This window comes from Methanobacterium bryantii, from assembly GCF_002287175.1.
Classification (GTDB): domain Archaea; phylum Methanobacteriota; class Methanobacteria; order Methanobacteriales; family Methanobacteriaceae; genus Methanobacterium_D; species Methanobacterium_D bryantii.
The window spans coordinates 146,640-168,026 of record NZ_LMVM01000037.1 but is presented as its reverse complement, the minus strand read 5'-3'; the positions used below and the strand labels follow the sequence as shown (position 1 = coordinate 168,026).

At 36.4% G+C, this 21,387-nt stretch carries 20 protein-coding genes; 10 read left to right on the top strand and 10 right to left on the bottom strand.

The genetic code is table 11. The annotated features are described in order from the left end of the window. The first annotated feature begins 86 nt into the window (after nt 1-86). From ASJ80_RS12790 to ASJ80_RS12780, 4 genes are all read left to right on the top strand, one after another. Nucleotides 87-1,235: an NAD(P)/FAD-dependent oxidoreductase gene (locus ASJ80_RS12790; RefSeq protein WP_069584189.1), complete on the top strand. Its 1,149-nt coding sequence runs from the start codon at nt 87-89 to the stop codon at nt 1,233-1,235. Nucleotides 1,236-1,573: 338 nt separating this feature from the next. Continuing rightward, nucleotides 1,574-1,714 (top strand): hypothetical protein, encoded by a 141-nt coding sequence (locus ASJ80_RS17150; protein WP_179288751.1) that lies wholly within the window; start codon nt 1,574-1,576, stop codon nt 1,712-1,714. Between the two features lie 57 nt (nt 1,715-1,771). Beyond that, entirely contained in the window at nt 1,772-3,121 is a 1,350-nt protein-coding gene (locus ASJ80_RS12785; protein ID WP_069584190.1) for a HEAT repeat domain-containing protein, read from the top strand. A 186-nt stretch (nt 3,122-3,307) separates the two neighbouring features. Further along, a complete protein-coding gene (locus ASJ80_RS12780) occupies nt 3,308-3,709 on the top strand; it encodes an MGMT family protein (protein ID WP_218105065.1) in 402 nt (133 codons plus the stop codon). A gap of 77 nt (nt 3,710-3,786) precedes the next feature. Here ASJ80_RS12780 and ASJ80_RS12775 read toward each other — a convergent pair whose 3' ends face one another. The 8 genes from ASJ80_RS12775 to ASJ80_RS12740 form a co-directional block, all read right to left on the bottom strand. After that, entirely contained in the window at nt 3,787-4,254 is a 468-nt protein-coding gene (locus tag ASJ80_RS12775) for a 4Fe-4S dicluster domain-containing protein (RefSeq protein ID WP_069584191.1), read from the bottom strand. Nucleotides 4,255-4,267: 13 nt separating this feature from the next. Continuing rightward, a complete protein-coding gene (acsC, locus tag ASJ80_RS12770; protein WP_069584192.1) occupies nt 4,268-5,641 on the bottom strand; it encodes an acetyl-CoA decarbonylase/synthase complex subunit gamma in 1,374 nt (457 codons plus the stop codon). 15 nt (nt 5,642-5,656) lie between these two features. Continuing rightward, entirely contained in the window at nt 5,657-6,823 is a 1,167-nt protein-coding gene (gene cdhD, locus ASJ80_RS12765; RefSeq protein WP_069584193.1) for a CO dehydrogenase/acetyl-CoA synthase subunit delta, read from the bottom strand. Nucleotides 6,824-6,847: 24 nt separating this feature from the next. Next, nucleotides 6,848-7,609, bottom strand: a complete 762-nt coding sequence (locus ASJ80_RS12760; RefSeq protein ID WP_069584194.1) for an ATP-binding protein — start codon at nt 7,607-7,609, stop codon at nt 6,848-6,850. A gap of 27 nt (nt 7,610-7,636) precedes the next feature. Then, nucleotides 7,637-9,025 (bottom strand): CO dehydrogenase/CO-methylating acetyl-CoA synthase complex subunit beta, encoded by a 1,389-nt coding sequence (gene cdhC / locus ASJ80_RS12755; protein ID WP_069584195.1) that lies wholly within the window; start codon nt 9,023-9,025, stop codon nt 7,637-7,639. Nucleotides 9,026-9,059: 34 nt separating this feature from the next. Further along, nucleotides 9,060-9,569 carry a CO dehydrogenase/acetyl-CoA synthase complex subunit epsilon gene (cdhB, locus tag ASJ80_RS12750; protein ID WP_069584196.1) on the bottom strand — a complete coding sequence of 170 codons (510 nt, stop codon included), beginning with the start codon at nt 9,567-9,569 and terminating at the stop codon, nt 9,060-9,062. Between the two features lie 19 nt (nt 9,570-9,588). Next, complete coding sequence (cdhA, locus tag ASJ80_RS12745) at nt 9,589-11,943, bottom strand: CO dehydrogenase/acetyl-CoA synthase complex subunit alpha (protein ID WP_069584197.1); 2,355 nt, start codon at nt 11,941-11,943, stop codon at nt 9,589-9,591. A gap of 870 nt (nt 11,944-12,813) precedes the next feature. Further along, a complete protein-coding gene (locus ASJ80_RS12740; RefSeq protein WP_069584198.1) occupies nt 12,814-13,407 on the bottom strand; it encodes an FmdE family protein in 594 nt (197 codons plus the stop codon). A gap of 482 nt (nt 13,408-13,889) precedes the next feature. Here ASJ80_RS12740 and cbiM point away from each other — a divergent pair, with 482 nt between their 5' ends. Genes cbiM through cbiQ form a run of 3 tightly spaced genes read left to right on the top strand, consistent with a single transcriptional unit; the run spans nt 13,890 to nt 15,682 of the window. Next, nucleotides 13,890-14,561 carry a cobalt transporter CbiM gene (gene cbiM, locus ASJ80_RS12735; RefSeq protein ID WP_069584199.1) on the top strand — a complete coding sequence of 224 codons (672 nt, stop codon included), beginning with the start codon at nt 13,890-13,892 and terminating at the stop codon, nt 14,559-14,561. Further along, nucleotides 14,558-14,863 carry a PDGLE domain-containing protein gene (locus ASJ80_RS12730; RefSeq protein ID WP_069584200.1) on the top strand — a complete coding sequence of 102 codons (306 nt, stop codon included), beginning with the start codon at nt 14,558-14,560 and terminating at the stop codon, nt 14,861-14,863. The genes cbiM and ASJ80_RS12730 overlap by 4 nt, the downstream gene beginning before the upstream one ends. Nucleotides 14,864-14,884: 21 nt before the next feature. Further along, nucleotides 14,885-15,682 carry a cobalt ECF transporter T component CbiQ gene (cbiQ, locus tag ASJ80_RS12725; RefSeq protein ID WP_069584201.1) on the top strand — a complete coding sequence of 266 codons (798 nt, stop codon included), beginning with the start codon at nt 14,885-14,887 and terminating at the stop codon, nt 15,680-15,682. Between the two features lie 138 nt (nt 15,683-15,820). Here cbiQ and ASJ80_RS12720 read toward each other — a convergent pair whose 3' ends face one another. Together ASJ80_RS12720 and ASJ80_RS12715 are read right to left on the bottom strand one after the other, a co-directional pair. Beyond that, nucleotides 15,821-16,894, bottom strand: coding sequence for a type II secretion system F family protein (locus ASJ80_RS12720; protein WP_069584202.1), 1,074 nt, complete (start codon nt 16,892-16,894; stop codon nt 15,821-15,823). Nucleotides 16,895-16,916: 22 nt separating this feature from the next. Then, on the bottom strand, nt 16,917-18,338 hold the full coding sequence (locus tag ASJ80_RS12715) for a CpaF family protein (RefSeq protein ID WP_048083037.1): 1,422 nt from the start codon (nt 18,336-18,338) through the stop codon (nt 16,917-16,919). 510 nt (nt 18,339-18,848) lie between these two features. Here ASJ80_RS12715 and ASJ80_RS12710 point away from each other — a divergent pair. The 3 genes from ASJ80_RS12710 to ASJ80_RS12700 all read left to right on the top strand — a co-directional run bounded on the left by ASJ80_RS12710 (nt 18,849) and on the right by ASJ80_RS12700 (nt 21,026). Next, nucleotides 18,849-19,829, top strand: a complete 981-nt coding sequence (locus ASJ80_RS12710; protein WP_069584203.1) for a 50S ribosomal protein L11 methyltransferase — start codon at nt 18,849-18,851, stop codon at nt 19,827-19,829. Between the two features lie 23 nt (nt 19,830-19,852). Continuing rightward, nucleotides 19,853-20,203 (top strand): hypothetical protein, encoded by a 351-nt coding sequence (locus ASJ80_RS12705; RefSeq protein WP_069584204.1) that lies wholly within the window; start codon nt 19,853-19,855, stop codon nt 20,201-20,203. 163 nt (nt 20,204-20,366) lie between these two features. Next, a complete protein-coding gene (locus ASJ80_RS12700) occupies nt 20,367-21,026 on the top strand; it encodes a hypothetical protein (RefSeq protein WP_069584205.1) in 660 nt (219 codons plus the stop codon). Nucleotides 21,027-21,387: the final 361 nt, after the last annotated feature.

The window sequence follows — 21,387 nt, the reverse complement described above, 5'->3', positions numbered from 1 at the left end:
AAAAGATAAATTCCAGATAATCAATTCATACCCTATAATTGAAAAATTAGATCCTAATTGAAGATCCATATACTGGAGCTAAAATAATGAAATATGACGTAGTTGTGGTAGGGGGACGTATAGGAGGTTCTATTTCATCACTTTTTGCATCTAAAAACGATTTAGATGTTCTGATGATTGAAAAAAGACAGGAAATTGGAGTTCCTCTCCAGTGTGCTGAAGCTACAAATGAAGTAACCTTCGAAACTGTTGGAATAAAGCCTTCCAAGAGATATGTATGCTCTGAGATTATGGGGGCCGATCTTTATTCTCCCGATGGTACTCATTTTCGGATGACGCCTGATAATGAAAGGGGTTTTATTTTAGACAGGAAAGTGTTTGATAAACATCTTGCCATTGAATCGGCAAAAGCTGGAACAGACATAATGCTAAAAACTACAGTGAAAGACCTGATTATCAAAGATGGAAATATTAAGGGAGTTGTTGCAAAACACCTTGGTAAAACCATGGAAATTGAAGCAGACATTGTTATTGCTGCAGACGGCATAGAATCAAATATATCACGAATGGCCGGTTTAAATTCAACACGCAGAATAAACGATATCTGTTCCTGCATTCAATATAAAATGGTAGGTATTGATGTAGAACCAAATTATATGCAGTTTTATTTCGGAAGTAAAGTCGCTCCTGGAGGATATCTCTGGATTTTTCCAAATGAAAATGGGGTGGCTAACGTCGGAATTGGAATTAGAAATACTAATGAAACTGCATATCATTATCTCCATAAATTCATATCAAATCTTGGTGGAACACCCGTTGAACTTAATATTGGAGGAGTACCAGTTTCAGGCAATATTAAAAAAACATATGCCAACGGACTGATGGTCGTTGGAGACGCTGCAGGACATGTAGATCCGTTAACTGGCGGCGGAATCCATTTAACCGCTGCAAGTGCGAGAATAGCTGGTGAAGTTGCAGCAGAATCCATAAAAAGTGAAAATATGTCTGAAGGATTCTTAAAAATATATGAAAAGCGCTGGAAAGATCAAATTGGAGGCCTTATTAACCAGTCTCTTAAATATAGAAAAGTTCTTGACAAAATAAACGATGATGAATTCAATGCACTTGCAAGATTCTTAGAAGACAAAGATATCTGGTCGATTTCAAAAAGGGAATGGTTTGGGCTTTTAAAAGAATCTCCAAGCCTATTTAAGCTTATAAGGGCACTTATTTAATTTAATAAAAATATAATAGCATCATAATTTAAAATACAAATAAACAGTTTTAAATCAGCACCACTATCTAATACACATGGGATTCAATCATGAAATAATACATATATCTATTTAAATTATTCCAGAAATAAATAGAATCATCTGAAATTTAAAGTTGGAATATTAAATATAATAAATTTATTATTTATCATGGCATAAAGGTTGAAGGAATTCATAGAATTTCGAAACCTTCGGAAATCGCGAATTTCCGATGTTTACGAAACTGAAAGTCTTCAAAATCCACGATTTTGAGACTCCATGAATGAAACTAGCAAATCTTTAGAAAATCATAGATTTCTATGTTTACGAACGAAGTTCGTAACCGTAAAATTCTTTTAGAATTTTACATGTTCACAAAAGTAAACATCGTAGATGTTTACATGCAGCAAAAATCTTCGATTTTTGCTTGCTACGATTTGCTCCAAACACTTCGTGTTTGAGAGTTTCCTAAAGTTTCGTAACAACGAAATTTTTGTTAAAAAATTTTGAGGTTATACATGGCAATTGGTAAAATTAAGCCAAATATAGATCGGTTGGAAAAAACCAGGGACGTTGAAAGCCTAATAAATGCTCTTAAATTTAATGACTGCAATATTCGAAAAGAGGCTGCTGCCGCTCTTAAAAAGATAGGAGATGATAGGGCCTTATTTCCACTTATAGACGTTCTTGAATATAAAGAATGGCATGAATACTACGCAGTTATGGGTTCTGTAAGAGAAACCGCAGCTGAGGCTTTGGGCGTGCTAAGAGATAGGAGAGCTGTAGAACCTCTGATAAAAGCTTTAAATGATAAGGACGAAGAAGTTAGATGGAAAGCCGCGTGGGCCCTTGGAAATATTGGGGACATGCGAGCTGTAGATCCCCTAATCTATTTATTACATGATAAAAGATGGGCAGTTAGAAGATTTGCTGCTTCTGCACTTGGAAAAATAGGAGATGAACGAGCAGTAGATAGTCTAATAGAAGCTTTAAGTGATGATGAATGGCACGTTAGAAAGTATGCTGCAGATGCACTTGGAAAAATAGGAGATGAACGAGCAATTGAAAGTCTAATGGATGCCCTAAACGATGAAGACAATGACGTTAGATGGAAAGCTGTGGTTGCCCTTGGAAAAATGAAAAATGTTGCTGTTGAACCTCTTATAGATCTTTTAAGAAATGAAGACTGGCATATTCGAGGAAGGGCTGCAGAAGCCCTTGGAAGAATAGGAGATAAACGGGCCGTAAAACCCTTAATTAATATACTTGTTGGGTGGACTAAAGACAGGAATAAATATGTTAGGGGAAGAGCCGCAGAAGCCCTTGGAAAAATAGGTGATGAAGAGGCTCTTAAACCATTAACTCATGCTTTAGATGATCCTTATATTTATGTACGTGTTAAAGTGGAAGAAGCATTAAAAGAAATGGAAAATACAACGCAGATTCTAACCTATGATGATGGAGAAATATCATTTGACTATCCAGGATCATGGGAAGTAATTTCCACTGCAAATAAAAAGAAGATAGTTAAAGGAAATTCTGCAAATGGTAATATTACATTTTCCATCAACAAAAACACCAACGTAGGTGATCTTACATCAAAAGAAGTTGCAGATACAATTAGAGATGTTTTTATAATTCAAAACAGCACAATCTTATCTGAAACTGAATTTAGAGCAGAGGGAATAGATGTGTATACTATAATTGGTGAAAATGTAAATGATATTGCACCAACCAAAATTACGGTTATTTCATTTAAAATAGATGATTTACTGTACTATTTATGGTTCTCTGGAGGCCATGAAAGTTTTGAAAGGGCTAAAGAAGACATAGATCTTATAATAGACAATTTTAGAGTGTATATTTAAATTTTGATAAATAGAAAAATTTATTTTTAGTTTACAGATCATTAAATCACTGACTAACCAGGGGGAATTCAAATTTCTAAAGAGGTTATAATTTCAACCTACAGTGATGGAAAGCTGTATTTTGCAGTTGCAGTTGGTGAAGGAAAAATTTTAAAGGTAACCCTTCCAAAGACAGATGAAAAAAGCGTGCTGGACGAAATTTCAAATGAGTATACTTCTTTTAAATTATCAGACGAATATAAACATTATGCAAAAGATGTTTGCATGGCCTATTATGGGAAAAAGACAGAATTTAATGGCATTATCCCTGATAAGCATGATTTTAAAGGCAAAGTGCTTCAAGAAGTTGCAAAAATCCCATACGGAGAAGTTAGAACCTACAAACAGATTTCAGAATCTATTGGAACCAAAGCTTACAGAGCAGTTGGAACTGCAATTGGCAGGAACCCGCTTCCAATAATAATTCCCTGCCATCGAGTTGTAAAATCAGATTTACATGTTGGTGGATTCTTTGGCGGTACTGAAATGAAGAAAGAAATGCTGGAAAATGAGGGAATCTGTATTGTAGACGGTAAAATTAAAAAATAAATCAACTAATTACAAAACTAAAGTAGAATAGATTTAAGCTTAAAACGTAGAATCAAGAATTAAATAAAGGATAAGTTTTATAACTTATCCTGACACATTTTCAAGGTCTCTTCAAGAACCTTTGCAAATGAAACATCTGACTTCAGTTTTTCAAGTTCTTCAACTGAAAATACCTTTAAAACGTTGTCTTTACATGCTTCAACACATGCAGGGAGTATTCTGTCAGATTCCATGCATAAAGTACATTTTTGAACTGCTTTTTTCTCTTCGTCAATTACCGGCATTCCTATAGGGCATGCTATCAAACAGAGCTTGCAGACTATACATGCATCTTCGTTCACTATAAGGGTTCCATCTTCCTCTTTTATGGCCCCAGTTGGGCATATTCTAGCACATGGTGCTTTGTCTGGATGACACTGCAGACAGAAAATTGGAATTGAACTGCTTTTTCTTGCCCTTGCGGTTCCATGTTCTTTTTCACATGCTGTTATGCAATCTTTGCACTCAGAACACATTTTTGGGTCAATTACCATCAATGTTTTCATATTATCTACCTAATTACATTTTTTCTCTAAGGAAATCTGCCAGAGCTGATGAGTCTCTTGGTCCTACCAAAATTTCCCATCCGCTTTCATCTTCGATTTCACCACTTACTGGTGCCCCAAGGCCAGGAATAACCATTTTTCTGGTTTTTACTTTGTCTTCAATACCTGTTTCTTTTATTAGATCTGCCACGGCTTTACCATTGAACTGGCTGCCTGCTACTGACACATCGACAGCTCTACCTTCGGTATCAAGTACCAGTAAATAACCATTGGCTTTCCCAGCCTTCAGGTCACCCTCAACTGTGTAATAGGTGAGAGCAAAGTTTGTAGTTAGTGCGACAGGTGAATCTTCGTTTATTTCACCAAATTCATATAATCCAGGATCCACTGCTTGAGGTTTCCTTGGATCTGTATATACGCTCTGTCTTAATGTTAAAACAGGGATTAACTCCCATATTTCAGTTCCATGGATTATCATCATATCTGCATACTTATCCATAAGCGTGGATGCAATTGTAGCTTCTTTTATTGCAGTACTCACATCATCTTCACCATTTTCCAGCCATGTAATTGCTGGAACTCCTAAAATTGGGAATCTGAAATCTTCATCTCTTTCTTCAACTGCAAGCCTTCTCATCATTACAAAGTTATCCAGGGTGTCACCAATTCCATCATTTACAAATGTTCCAGGGTCAAGGATTATGTCATTAATTCCTTTACTCCTTAAAATCCGGGATAGTTCTTTCATTTTTTCAAGGTCATTTGGAACAAATAGTGCAATCGGACAGTCATATCCAAGTGCAAGTGCTGCCATTTCTTCTATATTGTTTTCTGTTGCACCATATATCAATGGACGTTCATCCCCAACAGCTTCAAGTGCAGCTTTCATAGCTTCTGGATCAAATGAACATAGTACTAACGCCAGTTTAGAACTTTTAAGTTTTTCTGCAGCTTCTTTGAATTTTGAGGCGTCACCTGACTTATTTCTAAGTGCTATAGCGTCAAGTGTGAGCAATTCCCCCGTTCTTTCAAATTCAGTGCCTTCTATCTTTTTGACCCTCTCTTCAAATTCAGCAGGGTCCATATCATCACTTATATCAATTACAAGAGGAGTTGGATTGTAATAAGTTAGTTCATATCTGTAAAGGACTTCATCTCCACCAACCATCATAGCTTTATTGCCTTTACCTACCATTATTTCTCTTACAGCAGGTGCTAATACATCTGCAAGCTTATCCGCCTCATTGGCTGAAAGTTGCGTACATAATTCAATATCTGTTTCTTTTTGTGAGAGTTTTGTGGCAAATGCCATGCATGATGCCTCCCCACATTTTGCACAGTTTGTTTTTGGAAGTAATCTGTAAACATCCATTGCAGTAACGGCCATTTTAAAACCTCCTTTCTACCCCAGTTGAGTAATCCAGTTTGAGATATCTGGAACTTCTGTGGTCATATATTCTTTTGTAAATGTTTCTCCGATTTCTCGCAGCATTTTTACTGATTGTGGGTGGAGCATCATAAATATATCAACACCGCAAAGCATCATGGTAAGTCCTGTTACTATTTCCCAAATTGGTCCCCTGTACTCAGTTGGTCCCCATTCTTCTTTTTTCATCCATGCCTCACGAGAACCCCATGCATTGGTTGTTCCTGAAGACATTGGCATTTGTAAATCAGTATCTCCCTTAAGTGCAGCGAGTCTTGTTCTGGTTATAACATCTATTGAAAATTCAATACCATAACCAAGTGCACATGTTGTAGGGTCCATTACAATGTCATTTTGAGTTAAACCTTCTTTCATAAGGTATTTGTTTAAGGTTTTCTGCATGTTGATATCTGTTATAGCCCATGAGAGAACCGCATGATTGTAATCTACAGCTGCTTTTGCAACTTTTTTGTAGTCCAAATCCATGTTTGCAGATGCAAGAAGGCATCTTTCATCTTCAGCTGCTGCAGCTGCTGCTTCAAGAACAATTGGATCTTTTTGAGGGTCACCTGACGCGCCTATAACTAAAGGCACGTCTACAGCCTGTAAAACTTCCTCAATATCAGCTGCGGCCTGTTGAGGAGTTTTATCCATAACTTTTGGTCCGGTTCCAATCAAGTGTATAGTTACCATATTGGCTCCAAAGTCCTTAACGGCCTTTTTAGCCCATTCACCCGGATGTTCCATAACATCTTCAAAATGTTCCCTTATTGGTTTTGGAAGCCCTGGCATCGGAATATCAAAAACATCGAATGTAACAACAGGAGGATTTGGCTGAGGTTCTTCAAAACGGTACAGTGCGTTTTGTCCCCCTAAAAATACTGGCTTTCTTGAACCCGCACCAAGCTGAACTTCTGCTACCGATCCAGGATATTCATGGATTGGAGGTGAAAACTCTTCAACCTCCGATATTATTCCTTCTTTTATTCCTGCCTGTTCAACCTGTCTTTCGACCCTTTGAACAGCCTGCTGGATAGCCGGCATTATTTGAAGTTCTAACTCTTCAAAGTCCATTCTAAATTCATTTATTTCTATAGAATCTGTTTTCTCAAGTAGTTTAAGAAGTTGTGTCATTTTATCCATAAACCCACATCCTTCAATTTTTTGTTATACGATTAAATTTAAAATCTTCGAAACAATTTCAGAAACTGCAATTACAGGTGCAGAATCATCTGGAAGATCCATGAGTGGTTTTCCTTCAATATCATATTCAGCAACAGTTTCGTCTTCATATACTGTCCCAATAAGATTCAATCCAATTTCATCAATTTTTTTAATTGTTTCTTCTTCTTTTCCAGGGATAGCTCGATTTAATATTAAATACATTTTTTTGAAACTGATATCAAGTTCGCCTGAAAGATCATCAATTCTTTTCGCTGTTAAAATCCCTCTTTTTGATCTATCTGTCACTACAAGCATGATATCAACATTTTGTGTTGTTCTCCTGCTTAAATGCTCAAGTCCTGCCTCTGTATCAATGACAATTATATCATAGTTAGAGGTAAGTGTTTCAATGATCTTTCGGAGCATGTTATTTACAGCGCAGTAACATCCGCTTCCTTCTGGCCTTCCCATTACCAGGAGATCAAAATCAGGAGTTTCCACAATGGATTTCATGATTTTATAATCAAGTATGTCCCATTTATTTGATTCTTTAGGAATATTGCCTGCTGCAGTGTCTTTTTTAAGCTCTTCTCTAACATCACCTACTGTCTTTTCAACATCTATTCCAAGGGCTTCGGGTAAATTGGAATCAGGATCCGCATCAATCGCTAATATATCTTTACCGCATGATTTTAAGGATCTAACAATGAGGGAAGTAATCATGCTTTTACCAGTTCCCCCCTTTCCACTTACTGCTATTATCACTAAGCTACCTCTCATTTAAATTTAAAACTATTTCCTTTTGATTATTACCTTTTCAGCGTAAACTTTCGCATTTTTAAGTATTATTCTAACTCCACCTGCTGCCGGCACTGAAATTTCAGGCGCATATGCAACCTGGGCCATTGGAGCTTCCGATACCTCAACTTCTTCTGTTTCATCTTCAATAATTTCAAGTTCTGCTGCAGCTGCTTTAGAAGCTTTTAATCTTTCAATTACCGGATGTTCTGATTCACGCAGGAATCTTCGGATTTCTTTAATGCTTGATGCATCCTCTTCAGTTGGAATTTTATCAAATAACTCTTCAGGTATGAAATCAGTTAGAGACTCTTTTATCTCTTTTGGGAGCCAAATTATCCTTTCATAACTTCCATCTGCCTGTAAAAACTTAGGTGATCTCATGTATTCCAGACTAAGCCCTGTAAATCCTTCTACCTGTTTTCCACCAGAGCACTGCCCCGCCATTGCTGAAAATGGAATTCCAAGCGGAGTTTCCCCTCTAAAATCACGATCTACTATCCCAATTCCATCAAGTTCAGGAATATAAAATGCGACCGCTTCAAAACAACCGCATGAAGTGTGGGGATATTCAAATACACTGTGTAAATATACTCTTTCAGTCATACCCTGTGATTTTTCAGCCATGACCGCGTTTACGTTGCTGTACTCACCCTTTACATCATCTAAAACTTCACCTTTTTCAACTTCAAATATTGGTCCATCAGGATCCATTTTAGCTGCGGCTCTGCAGTCAAACCAGTTTATAGCTCCGCAAAGCGCAGTCCTATCAGGCGTGACGATACATACATGACTTGGTGCAAATGATTGGCACATTGTACAGCCGTAGAACACGTCAACATCTTCATCGCTTAATTCTCTTGCCCTTGCATCTCTTACTTCATACTGTGCTCGTGCTGTTTCTAAGAATGATTCTACTTCGCTTTCTTCTGTAAGTATGCTGACTGATATTTTTTCTATGATCGGAAACTCTTCCTTAAGGAGAATTGAAAGCGCTTTTCCAAGATCTTCAAGTTTAAATCCGGCATTTACTGATTCTTTACTTACACGGCACCATATCTGGTCTCGCTGGTTCAGGTGCATGAAACCTTTAACATAGTTACACAGTTCATGTATCCTACGTTCTATAACTCCTTCTAACTCTTTTTCGAGTTTTTCTCCTTGAATTTGTGCAAGTATCCCTAAAGGATAGATTTCCCCTTCCTTCATGGCACTGAGTTCAGGACCTACGACTTCTATTTTGCCGTCTTCAACGTCATCTGCAACTTGAATTAGTTCTGCACCGACAGATTTAGGGCCTGCAAGTTCAACAAACATGTTTGCTGATCTTATACGTTCTCCTTCATACATTGGGCTAACATCAACAGGTATATCCTCAAACATTAAATTCCTCCATGATTCTTATTCGCTTTATAAGTTATTCTGCTAATTTTTCAAGATATTTGATCCATTCTTCGTCTTTCATATTAGGGAACGATGCATCTGCATTGGAATGGAAAAATTTACAGAGTGTAAGTGTCTTAAGGTGAGGTGCAAAGTGCTTCAGGGTTGAAAGTCCCTGAGAACCTATATAATAAATTACACCAATAAACAGGACTAAATCATGCTGTCCTTCTCCATTTATCCCTCCCCAATCTGGATCTTTAAGAAGATTCACAATTTCAACTACTCCATAAGGCTTGCTCTTAATATCTGATTCATTCAGTGTTTTAAACATATCTCCTGTACTTACAATGGGAATATTCCGCTTTTCTGCAATTAGTACAGCAAATGGCAGTGCAGAACTCTCTTTTATAAGAGGCCCCATTATCATTAAAGGCCTTTTTGCTTTTTTAAGCATCATTTCTGCCGTTTCTGGAGTTACAAGCAGTGCCTGTTTTGGGCCGGCTATAACTGTTGGCTGCCATGGGATTACTCTTTCATTCATTTAATCACCTTTTATGCAATCATTTACCCTTTGCCTTTTCCCTAAAGGCCATTGTGGATGGTTCCTGCGGAAGTGCGCGTGGTTCCCAGCCCGTCTCTTCCAGCATATTCATAACGTCTTTCTTGTAGGTTATAGGGATGTCTTTCTCATTTCGTATAAATTTAGAGATGTCATCAGGTATAGTACCAAAATACTTCCTGTGAAGGTCTATATATTGATTTAATTTTATTTGTCTTCCTTTTGAGGTATCATTAGGCCTTATACACAATTTTGCAATCATCACCGTCGCTTCCCCGCGGTTTTCAGCAGCGTACAGTAAATGTTCTGGCGCTGGTTCTCCTTCAACTACTTCTCCCGATCTTAAATCATTGAGATTCCATTTTTCTTTCTTATCAGTTCTTCCCAGGTAAAGTCTTCTATATTTTGAGCCGTGTGGCCCTATAACAGCAGGTATTCCCCATCGGTTAACCCCAGTTGCTATTGCAGCAGCCTTCTGGGAATAAGCACCCCATGCAACACCGCATGCACCTACTCTATTTAATATATAATCTGCGATTTCTTCGAAATTTCCTTCAAGGGGTTTCTGAGCAAAAATATTGGCTATCTTTATACATGCACCTGAAACATGGGCATTTGAAACACATGACCCCATGTTTACAAGACCTTTAGCATCAAATTCTCCGCCGTATTTTTCATAGAGTGTTTTTCCTTCCTCGTCTCTGTATTCCCCTATAGACATTGCTCCACAGCCAGTGGTTACAACAATGTAATTTCGTTCAAGGAATTCTTCTGCCATTTTTGCGACTTCTAAGCCGCCTTCAGGATAATTTGAGCACCCTACAAATGCTATAACTCCAGGAATATCTCCAAGAACAATTGGGGCACCAACTTTTCTTATTTCAATATCCTGAACTGGCCCTCTACCTGCCCTCATATTATACTTCTGGTCTTTTATGTAGTGTTCTCCCACCTTGGTAATCATTGACATGAGCGGAAGTTCCCTTTCACATTCCTGTTCACATCTTCCACATGAATAACATGTGTCATATTCGTACAGTTCAACAAATGTAGAAAAATCGCCTTTACCAGCTGCAACAACTGCATCCATCATAGGCTTACCGTTTGGACATACACGTACACACCATCCGCATTCTGTACATTCTTTAGCCATTTCCTGAATTTCATCAAGATCTGGAAGTATTTTGAGGTTTTCACGTTCATCTGCAATTTTCATTGCTACCCTTGTGGCAACTTCACCAACTTTTTCAGGGTCAAGTATCAAAGCACCGTCAATTTCCCTGCAAACAAGTTTGGAAACTATTTCATCTGCATCTTGATCTGTAAGGTCTGGGAGCCCAAGACACATTTTATCTGTGGTGGCTATGACTGCTGCTTTATTTTTTACAGCTTCTTCAAGCACATCAGTCCGTATACATTGTTCATCAACAACTATAACATCTGCAACACCGCTTCTAATGAATTTAAGCTGCTTTGAAAGAGGGCCTACCACTTTAGCTGCTTTATTGTATCTTGAAATATCGATTGCAGCACAGCATATCCCGCACACTTCAACATCTTCTTCAAGACCATGATCTTCCATATAATCCATTATTCCAGCGCCTGGGACTACATTGTGTCCTATACACAGAACTACAGGTTTTTTGCTGTCAATTGTTCCAAGCCCCATTTCTATTAAAGGAGCATTTTCATCACCTTTAGGCATTCCAAGGGCTACAATCTGCGCAAGATCCCCTGCCTCCCGTGCAAGGTCATCCATAAGTCCAGCATGCAGCGCTTTTGATTCAAAATCAAGACTACTGCCTTCCTGTCCAGTGTGACATGCAGATAAAAGGTGAGATAACTGTTCTTCCGTATAACTTAGTACTTCTTCCAAATCGCTTAATGTTTTAGGTTTTTTACCTATAATTGTCCTTGTTAACGGTGCCTCTATATCTATATTCATTCCAAGATCTATAGGAAAATCTGCCCCATATTTTCCTATGAGATGGTCCACCATGTGACGTCCATGTCCAGCATGGGCTGCCGTTCCTATGCAGCATGCCAAAAGTACTATTCTTGCTTGTTGAGCCTGTATATCAATTCCACATGCTCCTTTCTTACCAGTTAAATCACACTTTCCAAATGTACATAAACAGCACATGTCACAAAAAGGCGCGTAAAATGGTTCGTATCTTTCCAGTAATTTCATGTCCCACGATCTTAAATCAGTTATATTAGGTTTAGGGGTCGGCCCCATCGATTCAGGAGCTGTTTCCCCTTCCTTATTTTCAACTATTTCACCAATTGAGACTTTGAAATTTTTTGACTTCCAAAAATCATTTTTGAATTCTTTAGGTTTGTTTTTCGGTGTCACAGTAATCACCAAATTAGTAATGATTTATAATGATAGTTTAAATAGAGTTCCACCATTATATAAAGTTTGCTTTAATTATTAATGATTTATAATGATATTTTAAAGTAGAGCGTCACCTTATATAAATTTTATCCTTATTTTTCAAAAAATGAGTTATTTTGTAATACCAGAATTACACTAATATAACCTAATTTATTGATTTTTAATTTTCATATCCTTATATTGATGATTATTTTAACTTAAAACCAATTCAGTATCCTTTTTCTAAAATCCAATATTTTTTTATTATTTATTATCTTTTATTTATTATCTTATGAACATCTATTAATTTTAAAACACTCCCAAAAAGATTTATATTAAATAATTCTCTATTTTTCTAACTGGATACTACATAAAAGAATAAAAATTAAATTTAAAGTTTTAAAACAATATATTAAAAAATTAAAAGTGAAATAAACAGTATATAACCCGTTTTGATTATCTCTTACATTTTAGTTATTACAATATATAATTATCATTCATATATAGTAGTTAAAAACCGAGTAAAAAGAATTTAAACTAGCTAAACAGCATTAAAAATAGTATTTTAAACTTATAACTATTTTAATACATAATTTTTATAAAACACATGTAATTTAGATTTATTTCTTTTAGAATAACTTACTGCTATTTTACCAAAAGTCAATATTCCAAAAATATTTTCAATATTAATGTAAGGACATCCTTTTTGGAATTTAAGAGAATTTAATTGACATTTCTATCAGACATATAATATCCTAAGAATAAATAAGGAAAAAAACAATCTGACTCATTATAACAAATACTTATGGATGGAATAACATGTCCTAAATTTCATGCAGACTAACTCTTTTAATCTGCACAAAACTGACAGACAGGTTTACCCCCCACAATAATTTCTTTTTTATCCATTACATGTTCGCCGCATACTGAGCATGTCACTATATGCTGAGGAATGCCTGGAATTTCAGTATCATCTATTTGCAATTCCACTAAAGAAAGCAGATCCTCATCTGGCATTTCAGATAGTTTTTTAATTGCAGATTTCTTTTCTTCCATAACCTTAGGCATATTTTTTTCTCTAGCTAGTTCTGCTACATCTTTAAACCATGTCCAAAGACCAGGAGTGGAATCTACCAGATCATCTTTTGCAGATACTCTGACTGCTTCTCCAGTAGTCATATCCACAAATGTAGCCACGAATTTACCATAATCTCTGCATTTTAAAGTCCTGCGGCCAACAGTACATCCGGTTATTGCCTGTACAGCATCAGGCATGCATCTATCTGTTTCTACAGTTACTATAAGGTTCTCATTTGGTTTTAAGGGATCCATATTAAGCTTTTTCATAGCGGCGATGCTCATTCGGGTCCCCATAATTACGCCAGGACACACTTCACCGTGCAAATCTTTTGCCCTATTAAGTAAAACTTCATAATCATTCATATTTTTCACCTTTACTTATTTCAAAGTTGTATTTAGCGTCTTATATATTTAAACGTGACGAAAAAAAGTAATTCAAACTTTTGAGAGGAACTCTAATCAATTAAATAAAAGTTATAATTTTCTCGTGATGTTTTTCAAATGAAACTTGAAAGTGAAGTTCTTTGCAAATATCACCAAATAAAATAGCAAAAAACTGGGTTATCATAGGGTCATTCAAAATTAAAAACATAACCCTATTCAATTAACTTGTTAAGATCAAAAAGAAAATAATTTATATTATGAACTCTATTTACAAAATTAGTTCATAGTTCAAGTTTCTGTTATCTAAAATTGATTATTACTATTTCTACCAAAAATCCCTTTTTAGTAGTACTTTTTTATTACATTTTTTATTAAAATCGGCCAATAAGTAATACTTACGAAAAAGTTTATATTATAAAAAATAGAACCTATTTTGTAAAAATCAAGGAGATTATAATAATATGCATATACCTAACGGTTTTATTCCTTTGTGGCAGTGTGCCATTTATTTTGTTATACTTTTTATTGCATTGTATTTCTCCCAGAGATGGGCTAGAAAGAATCTTGATGAACGGTCAGTTCCTTTAATGGCTGTTTTAGCCGCAGGTATATTTGCTATAATGTCCATGAATATTCCTATAGCCTTTGGAACCAGCGGACATATGGTTGGTGGAGCTTTAATTGCGCTTGTATTCTGTGCTCCAGAGGCAGCAGTTATAGTGTTCACTTTAGTACTACTTGTTCAGGCTTTATTCTTCGGTGATGGGGGAATAACAGTTTTAGGTGCTAACGTGCTTAATATGGGCATTATAGGAGGATTTGTAGGACTTTATGGATTCCGTGCCCTTAGAAAAATAGTAGGAAAAATACCTGCCATAGCCATAGCCTCATGGTTATCAATATTTATAGCAGCTGAAGCAGTTGCAGTTGAAATGTGGCTGGCTGGAACATTCCCACTCATAGCCGGACTTGAAATGATGGGAATATACCACGCACTAATAGGGATTATCGAAGCAATTCTAACAGTTGTTGTAATCATGGCATTAGAAAATGTGCGCCCAGATTTACTGGCATGGAACCAGAAGAAAAAAGATGATACAAAATCTGAAAAACTAGATGTGGCAGCAAAATGAACCCTAAAGATAAGAAATTTGTCATGGCAGGTTTAGCAATCTGTATAATAATTGCTGTTCTATCGCCATTTATAGCTTCAAGCAACCCTGACGGTCTAGAAAAAACCGCAGAAGATATATCTACTACTCAAGAGTCAAACAACTACAACGCACCAATGTCAGACTACATGATACCTCTTTTAGGGGAAGACAATCCTTACGGCGGAGTACTAGCATTAATTATAGGTATTTTGATAACTTTAGCAATCGCATACGTTGCAGCAGTTTTATTGCGAAGAAAAAAACCAGAATCATTGGAATAAATATTTTCAGGAGATAGATCAATGAACACCAATTCAATTCTCAATTTAGAAAATGAAACTATGAAGGAAAGTTTTCTCCATCTGTTAGATGGGCGAATCAAATTAGTGATACTGGTGTTCATTACAATTTATGCGGTTTACACTACAGAACCGATGATTCTCGTTTTACTTGAAGTTTATCTTTTATTATTGATTTACTTGTCTCAAATCTCATTTAAAACCACTTTAAAGAGAGTATTATTACTTTTGCCATTTGGAGGTTTGATTATAGTATTTCAACCATTCATACATCCCGGTAATGTAATGTATGCTTTACCATTTGGCATCAACGTTACTCATGAAGGTTTAACATTTGGAATACTGTTAATGTCACGCCTTATTGTTTCTCTAACTGCAATCGTGCTTTTATCATCCATAAGTCCCATGCAGGAGGTAGTACAATCCTTCAGGAAGTTAGGTATGCCCAAAGAATTTGCAATGATATTCAGCCTCATGATTAGATTTTTGTTCATGTTCTTTGATGAATTAGACGCAATAAGAAACGCACAGGCAACCCGAAACTTTGACATATTTAACAAAAAAACACCATACATGTGGAGAATGAAACAAATTGGTTACACCATAATGATGATGTTTTTAAGGGCTTATGAACGTGGAGAAACTGTTTACCTTAGCATGGTAAGCCGGGGGTATTCAGATAAATCCCAGCTTTATAATGATGGAAACAAGAATATAGGTTCAAAAGAGTATGTTTTCACAGGGATAACTGTAGCACTGGTAATATGCCTTGAAATTGCCCATTATTTTTTAATTGTGTAAAATCCATTTTTACTATTTTTAATGAAATTAAGATATGGTTTAAAAATACATCCTCACTATAGAAATTGTTTAGCAATCTAATCTCCAACCAACAATTACCAAATAATTATCAATTTAAAATAAAAAATAGAAGTTAATTTATACTTGCGGTTCCAGCCTTTTAATCATAAATGCCATAAATCCAACAATCATTGGGAAAAAGAACAGGTATAATATTAAAAGAACCGCTGGAGGGAACATACTCTTACCCATAACAGTTGATGCTGCAATCAGCATGATCATGAGAATTACAGGTCCAAGTATAGCGACAAACATGTATATCATAGTGAATGAATTTAATTTTTGAGCGTAATCCTTCAGTTTCATTCTCATTTCATAGGCTACATCTTCTGCTATAACATTGAGCGTCCTTGAAAGATCCCCACCGCTGGATAATGTCCGAGTTATCTGATGAACTGCTCTTTTCATTCCATCAGAGTTTATCCGTTCGCTCATATCCATTAATGCATTTTCTGTTGTTTCTCCATACTTAATTTCTTCTAATGTTCGTGCAAATTCTTCAGAAAGTGGACCATATCCAGATAATGCCACAGATTTCATACTTTCATGAAGACCGAGCCCTGCACGAAGTTCAGTTGCCATCTGCCTTAAAGCGTATGGCAGTTCTCTTGATGCTTCATTTGATTTTTTCCCTTTCTGCATTTTAGGCAGGAAAATAATCATAACAGACATTAAAAATATTAACATCCCAAATACAAGACCTATCTCGATTCCAAATCCGAGAACAGTCATTATCACCAGGATTAAAACAAAAGATACTGCACCCATTCCCATAATTAATTTAGGGTCTATGCCTTCTTTTTCTTCTTCTTTAAGAAGTTCTTCAAGTGATGCCTTCTGATATGCATCCCGTTGAGCCTTATCTTCTTTAGGTTTATCAGCTCGTTCATATTTCTTATCGATGAGTTCCTTAAACATCTGAATCTCATCTTTATCCATTTTCATCCGTTCTATAACACGGGGAGACTCCTTATTTAAAGATCCCATCCCTCTAGATCCAAGACTTCGAGATCCAAGTCCCGACCTGGACTTTGCTCTCATATCGTTTAGCTTACTTACAGGTACCTGTACGCCCTCTCCTACCTTTTTACTTGAGTCAATCGTAGCTCCGCCGAGCATGTCGAAGATTTTTTTAAGGCCATCAAAAGCCATTCTATCACCACATCACCATTATCTATAATATCTTATCTAAAACTTCATCAGGGTCTCTATAATAGTCACTGATCCATTCTCCAACTTCTGTAATGGATCTAATGTTGTTATCTCCCATGTACTCCAGTACTAACCTTCTCTTTTCAATTTCCTCTTCAATTTCAGTGATGGTTATTCCACGAAGTTCAGCCATTTCCCTTAGTGTCTGGCTTGCAATACCAACATATTCCACTTTATCAACCATGTTGTTCCATTCAAATACTCTGTTCAGCTGCACATTACCTTCTTCCATACCTACAACTTCTGCAACTTCAGTTATTCTCCTTATAGACCCCCCTTCAGGCCGATACATCCTATTCTGCATTATTATAAAGTCTAAAGCAGGTATCATAATATTTGGAACATTCATCGGAGGATTTATAAGCCTCGTTATTGTTTCACGTGCAGTGTTGGCGTGAAGTGTACCAAATCCAGAGTGTCCAGTGTTTAAAGCTGTGAAAAGAGTTATTGCTTCACCACCCCTTACTTCCCCTACAATTACCCTGTCCGGCCTCTGCCTGAGGGAGTTTTTAACCAGGTGATCCATGTTCAGTTCTCCTTTTCCCTCAATGTTAGGTGGACGGGTTTCCATACGTAAAACGTGGGCGTGAGGTAGCTGCAGCTCTAATGTATCTTCTATAGTGATTATTCTCTCACGAGGAGGAGTAAATGAAGTTACTGTGTTCAATGTTGTGGTTTTACCAGAACCAGTACCTCCAGCTATAATTGCGTTACACGGCTTAACTCCAAGCCCATCAACACAAACCCATAAAAATCCTGCTAAATGAGAGGACATGGTTTTAAAGTTAATTAAATCAATAACCGTTAATGGATCTTTACGGAATTTTCGTATAGTTAGGGAGGAGCCATCTGCAGATACAGGAGGGATGGTTGCATTTACCCTTGAACCATCTTCCAACCTCGCATCCAAGATAGGTGTTTGCTGGTCTATTCTACGGTTTACCTGCCTTGCAATAACATCTATAATCGCTTTAATATCAGTATCATCATCAAAAACAACATTTGTCTGCATCATTCCCAGTTTTCGGTGGTAGACAAACACAGGGTTGCCTGTTCCAATTACCATTATTTCTTCCAGATCATCATCTTTAATCATAGGATCCAGTTCACCATACCCCAGCATTTCCTGAGATATTTGTGCTGCAAGTTTATCAGTATCCCTCACTCCCTTCATTTTCAGGAATTCTTTAACTTCACCTGCAAATGACTCTTCATTAACTTTGAAATTGTCACCTTGAGAAACAGCAACTTCAACCAGCTTTTCACGAATTTCATTGAGCAGCTGCCTTTCTCTTTCAGTAAATTTAGGGACAGACACGTTGTAAAGAGGAATTAACCCGTCTTCTATTATTTCAGCTTTTATCCCACTTGAGGTCTTTTTCATCTTTTTAGGGCGTCTTTTTGGCTTTTCAGCGGTCTTTTCTGCAGGCTCTTTAAACATTCTACTTGAATCAGATTTGTTTACGGAGCCTCCCATTATACTGTCCAGTTTGAACCCATCGTCATCATCATCGAAAAAAGATCTTCTTTTATGTTCAGATCTATCTTCTAGATAATCAGATCGTCCGGCCAAATCTTTACTTTCAGATTTGTCCTCTGCATACTCTGATCTTCCCATCAAATTCTGTTTTTCAGATCTATCCTCTGCATATTCTGACTTTTCCAACAAATCGGGGTTTTCTCTTTTGTATTCGGTCTGCATTGGTTCGTATTCTTGCCTTTTAACTGGTTCTTCGGTTACTTCATTTTCCCGCCCATCATCGTCCTTGTTAAAATCATCACTGGAACCAAATTCCCCTAAAAGATCCCTGAGTATTTCTTTCCGCTTATTTTTCATATGCCTCACGATACCCTATAGCTACGTATTTATATAGCCTATCCAATATTTAAGTATATGGAAACACAGTGTAGGTGTGGGGATGCATGCATACAACCCGCTTCAACGGTTTTAAAAGATATTGAATCATTTTACAGGGCATGTGCCCTCTGTAAAACATGGAACTTAAAGAAATTTTCACCATTAGCCAGCCAAATTGATATAGGCAAAATTAATACAACTTTTGGACTTTGTGACTGCGGCAGGAGACACCTTGATATTGTAGTTGCACATGTCCTGAAAATAATGATTGATGAGGGGATAAAAGATGAAAGATCAACACTACGAGATACATGTGTTCCAATTATAACCCCCGCATATCCCCTGAATTCGGCCCCGTATCTACCAAAAAATTCTCTGGTAATATTATCAGACGAAGTAAATGAAAAATGCGCTCAAAGGATAATAAAAGAAGTTCGTGAAGTCAAAGGAGTCCTCAAAGGAAATATAAGAGAAACCGCAGGGATAAAAGACTCTGATCTCAGCCCAAATGTGTATGAACTTTTAGCAGGGTGTGATATGCGGTGTGATATTGTTCAGACGCCCTACGGAACATTATGCATCCACAAAGATCAGGGAAAAATACATATAGAATTTCCGCAGGTCAAATCTCCCAAAATTGAAATCCTGCAGAAAGTTTTAGAAAAATATGATGCCCCTTCTGTTTTGGACTGCACCTGCGGGCCTGGAACACTTGGCATTACCTGTCTTAAAGCAGGGGCGAGAGAAGTTGTCTTCAATGATATCTGGTCCCCTGCAGTGGCAATGACTGCAATTAATCTAGAAACAAATGGGTTTTCAGTGGATACCTGGGATCCGGAAAAAGATGTAATTGCGGAGGGGGGAAAATTTAAGGTCCTTTCTTTAGATATAAGGCAGTTAAAGAACGTTCTGGATGAAAAATTTGATATCTGCATCATTGATGCATTTCCTGGTATCGACACCGAGGAATTTGTGGAAGCTGCAGGTAAATTAGGTAAAGAAGTAGTTGTGATTTAAGTCTTAATTAATGAGGGAATAATATGAGCATAGAAATAGGCAACAGAGTATTTGACGGCCCCCATCTCCTCAAAGATTGGGATCCACTGAACTTTCCCTCAATTTATGCCATCTTAATGAAGCCAGACCCTAAAAATGAACCTGAAAGTTATCAACTTTTGTATATATGTGAGTCAAGTGAGTTTTCTGAACTTGAATCTGGCCTTGATCATCCCCAGTATGAATACTGGTTTAAAGAAGCTGGTTTTAAAAGCAATGTTTATATCGGTGCACATGTGATGCCTAATTCTACTTTTGAAGATAGAAAATTGTTAAAGAACGCGCTTATAAGTATGTATGAGCCTGTTTGTAATTCTCAAAGTAATGCTCCCTGAAATAAATAATTTTGACTTATTTTTAACTTATTCTAATTTCGATATAACGCGCTAAGTACAAAAATGGGAAGATTTAATAAGGGAAGTGGAATATAAACTTTTAATTACAAATATCAAACTACTTTTCCTGATATTATTAAAAGATTTTTAATGGGGGTATTAAGTGGGCTATTTAATCTGCAATAAATGCAAGAGCTATTATAAATTACAATATGGTGAGTCTGCAAAAGATTTTGCCCATAAATGCAATTGTAGTGGTAAATTAAGATATGTTGAAAATTTGGATATCATAGATCCCCAATGGAAACAAGTTTCACTTAGAAAAAAACCTGCAAAAAAAGAAATTCTCAAAAACAAGATATTTTCATTTCCAGCAGATATAAAAAACCGATTACATCAATTTTATTATAAAAACATTGGAAGACATATCTACAATGCCCGAAATCAACACAGAATACATAGAAGTCCTCCGGGCATGCAGGCAGGTTTTATAAATTCCATATTAAATGAGCTTAATTTCCATAATATCGGGTGGATTTTAGTAGTACCATCAACAATAGCAATAACTCTAATATTAACCTTTACAAGCGGTATCTTTACACTCATACCATTTCTAATATTGGTGATTATTGGTTACTTATCTGAAAACATGGTAATTGGAACTAAAAATGCAGTAATCACCGGTGCGGTATCCTTTTTTTTAGGAAGTCTTTTTACAGGCTCTTTCCTTTATATAATGCCATATTTGATATTAGGAATTATTAATGGAGGGGTATGTGGACTTATAGGCGGATACATTAAAACCAGAAGATTGACTTATTAATCAATAATTAAATCTAATCTCTTTTTAACACCAATAATTGGAGCTATTTTATTATTTAATATTCTTTCTTGATATTTCAAAATAGTTAATGCACTTCTAATTTTCTATAATGACTCCGAAAATAACATCTAGAGGAGAGTATACCTACCTAAATCAGAGGAAATCCCATTAAGATGCGTATACTAAAATATATGAACCAGTATACTCTATGTTTGATATTTTAGCCTTATTATTGCAGCAGCAGCAAATGAAGTTGCTGTCTGTCCTGAAAGGAATGTGGAAACGAAAACTAGAAAGGGTACTAATAAATTCCCATTAGAAAATTTTTCTCCAAAATCAGTATCATAATATTCATCCCTTA

What these genes read in the sequence shown, in the direction of transcription:
- ASJ80_RS12790 (WP_069584189.1), top strand. Translation starts at nt 87, where the DNA reads ATGAAATATGACGTAGTTGTGGTAGGGGGACGTATAGGAGGTTCTATT.
- ASJ80_RS17150 (WP_179288751.1), top strand. Translation starts at nt 1,574, where the DNA reads ATGTTTACGAACGAAGTTCGTAACCGTAAAATTCTTTTAGAATTTTAC.
- ASJ80_RS12785 (WP_069584190.1), top strand. Translation starts at nt 1,772, where the DNA reads ATGGCAATTGGTAAAATTAAGCCAAATATAGATCGGTTGGAAAAAACC.
- ASJ80_RS12775 (WP_069584191.1), bottom strand. Translation starts at nt 4,254, where the DNA reads ATGAAAACATTGATGGTAATTGACCCAAAAATGTGTTCTGAGTGCAAA.
- acsC (WP_069584192.1), bottom strand. Translation starts at nt 5,641, where the DNA reads ATGGCCGTTACTGCAATGGATGTTTACAGATTACTTCCAAAAACAAAC.
- cdhD (WP_069584193.1), bottom strand. Translation starts at nt 6,823, where the DNA reads ATGGATAAAATGACACAACTTCTTAAACTACTTGAGAAAACAGATTCT.
- cdhC (WP_069584195.1), bottom strand. Translation starts at nt 9,025, where the DNA reads ATGTTTGAGGATATACCTGTTGATGTTAGCCCAATGTATGAAGGAGAA.
- cdhB (WP_069584196.1), bottom strand. Translation starts at nt 9,569, where the DNA reads ATGAATGAAAGAGTAATCCCATGGCAGCCAACAGTTATAGCCGGCCCA.
- ASJ80_RS12740 (WP_069584198.1), bottom strand. Translation starts at nt 13,407, where the DNA reads ATGAATGATTATGAAGTTTTACTTAATAGGGCAAAAGATTTGCACGGT.
- cbiM (WP_069584199.1), top strand. Translation starts at nt 13,890, where the DNA reads ATGCATATACCTAACGGTTTTATTCCTTTGTGGCAGTGTGCCATTTAT.
- ASJ80_RS12730 (WP_069584200.1), top strand. Translation starts at nt 14,558, where the DNA reads ATGAACCCTAAAGATAAGAAATTTGTCATGGCAGGTTTAGCAATCTGT.
- cbiQ (WP_069584201.1), top strand. Translation starts at nt 14,885, where the DNA reads ATGAACACCAATTCAATTCTCAATTTAGAAAATGAAACTATGAAGGAA.
- ASJ80_RS12720 (WP_069584202.1), bottom strand. Translation starts at nt 16,894, where the DNA reads ATGGCTTTTGATGGCCTTAAAAAAATCTTCGACATGCTCGGCGGAGCT.
- ASJ80_RS12715 (WP_048083037.1), bottom strand. Translation starts at nt 18,338, where the DNA reads ATGAAAAAGACCTCAAGTGGGATAAAAGCTGAAATAATAGAAGACGGG.
- ASJ80_RS12710 (WP_069584203.1), top strand. Translation starts at nt 18,849, where the DNA reads ATGGAAACACAGTGTAGGTGTGGGGATGCATGCATACAACCCGCTTCA.
- ASJ80_RS12705 (WP_069584204.1), top strand. Translation starts at nt 19,853, where the DNA reads ATGAGCATAGAAATAGGCAACAGAGTATTTGACGGCCCCCATCTCCTC.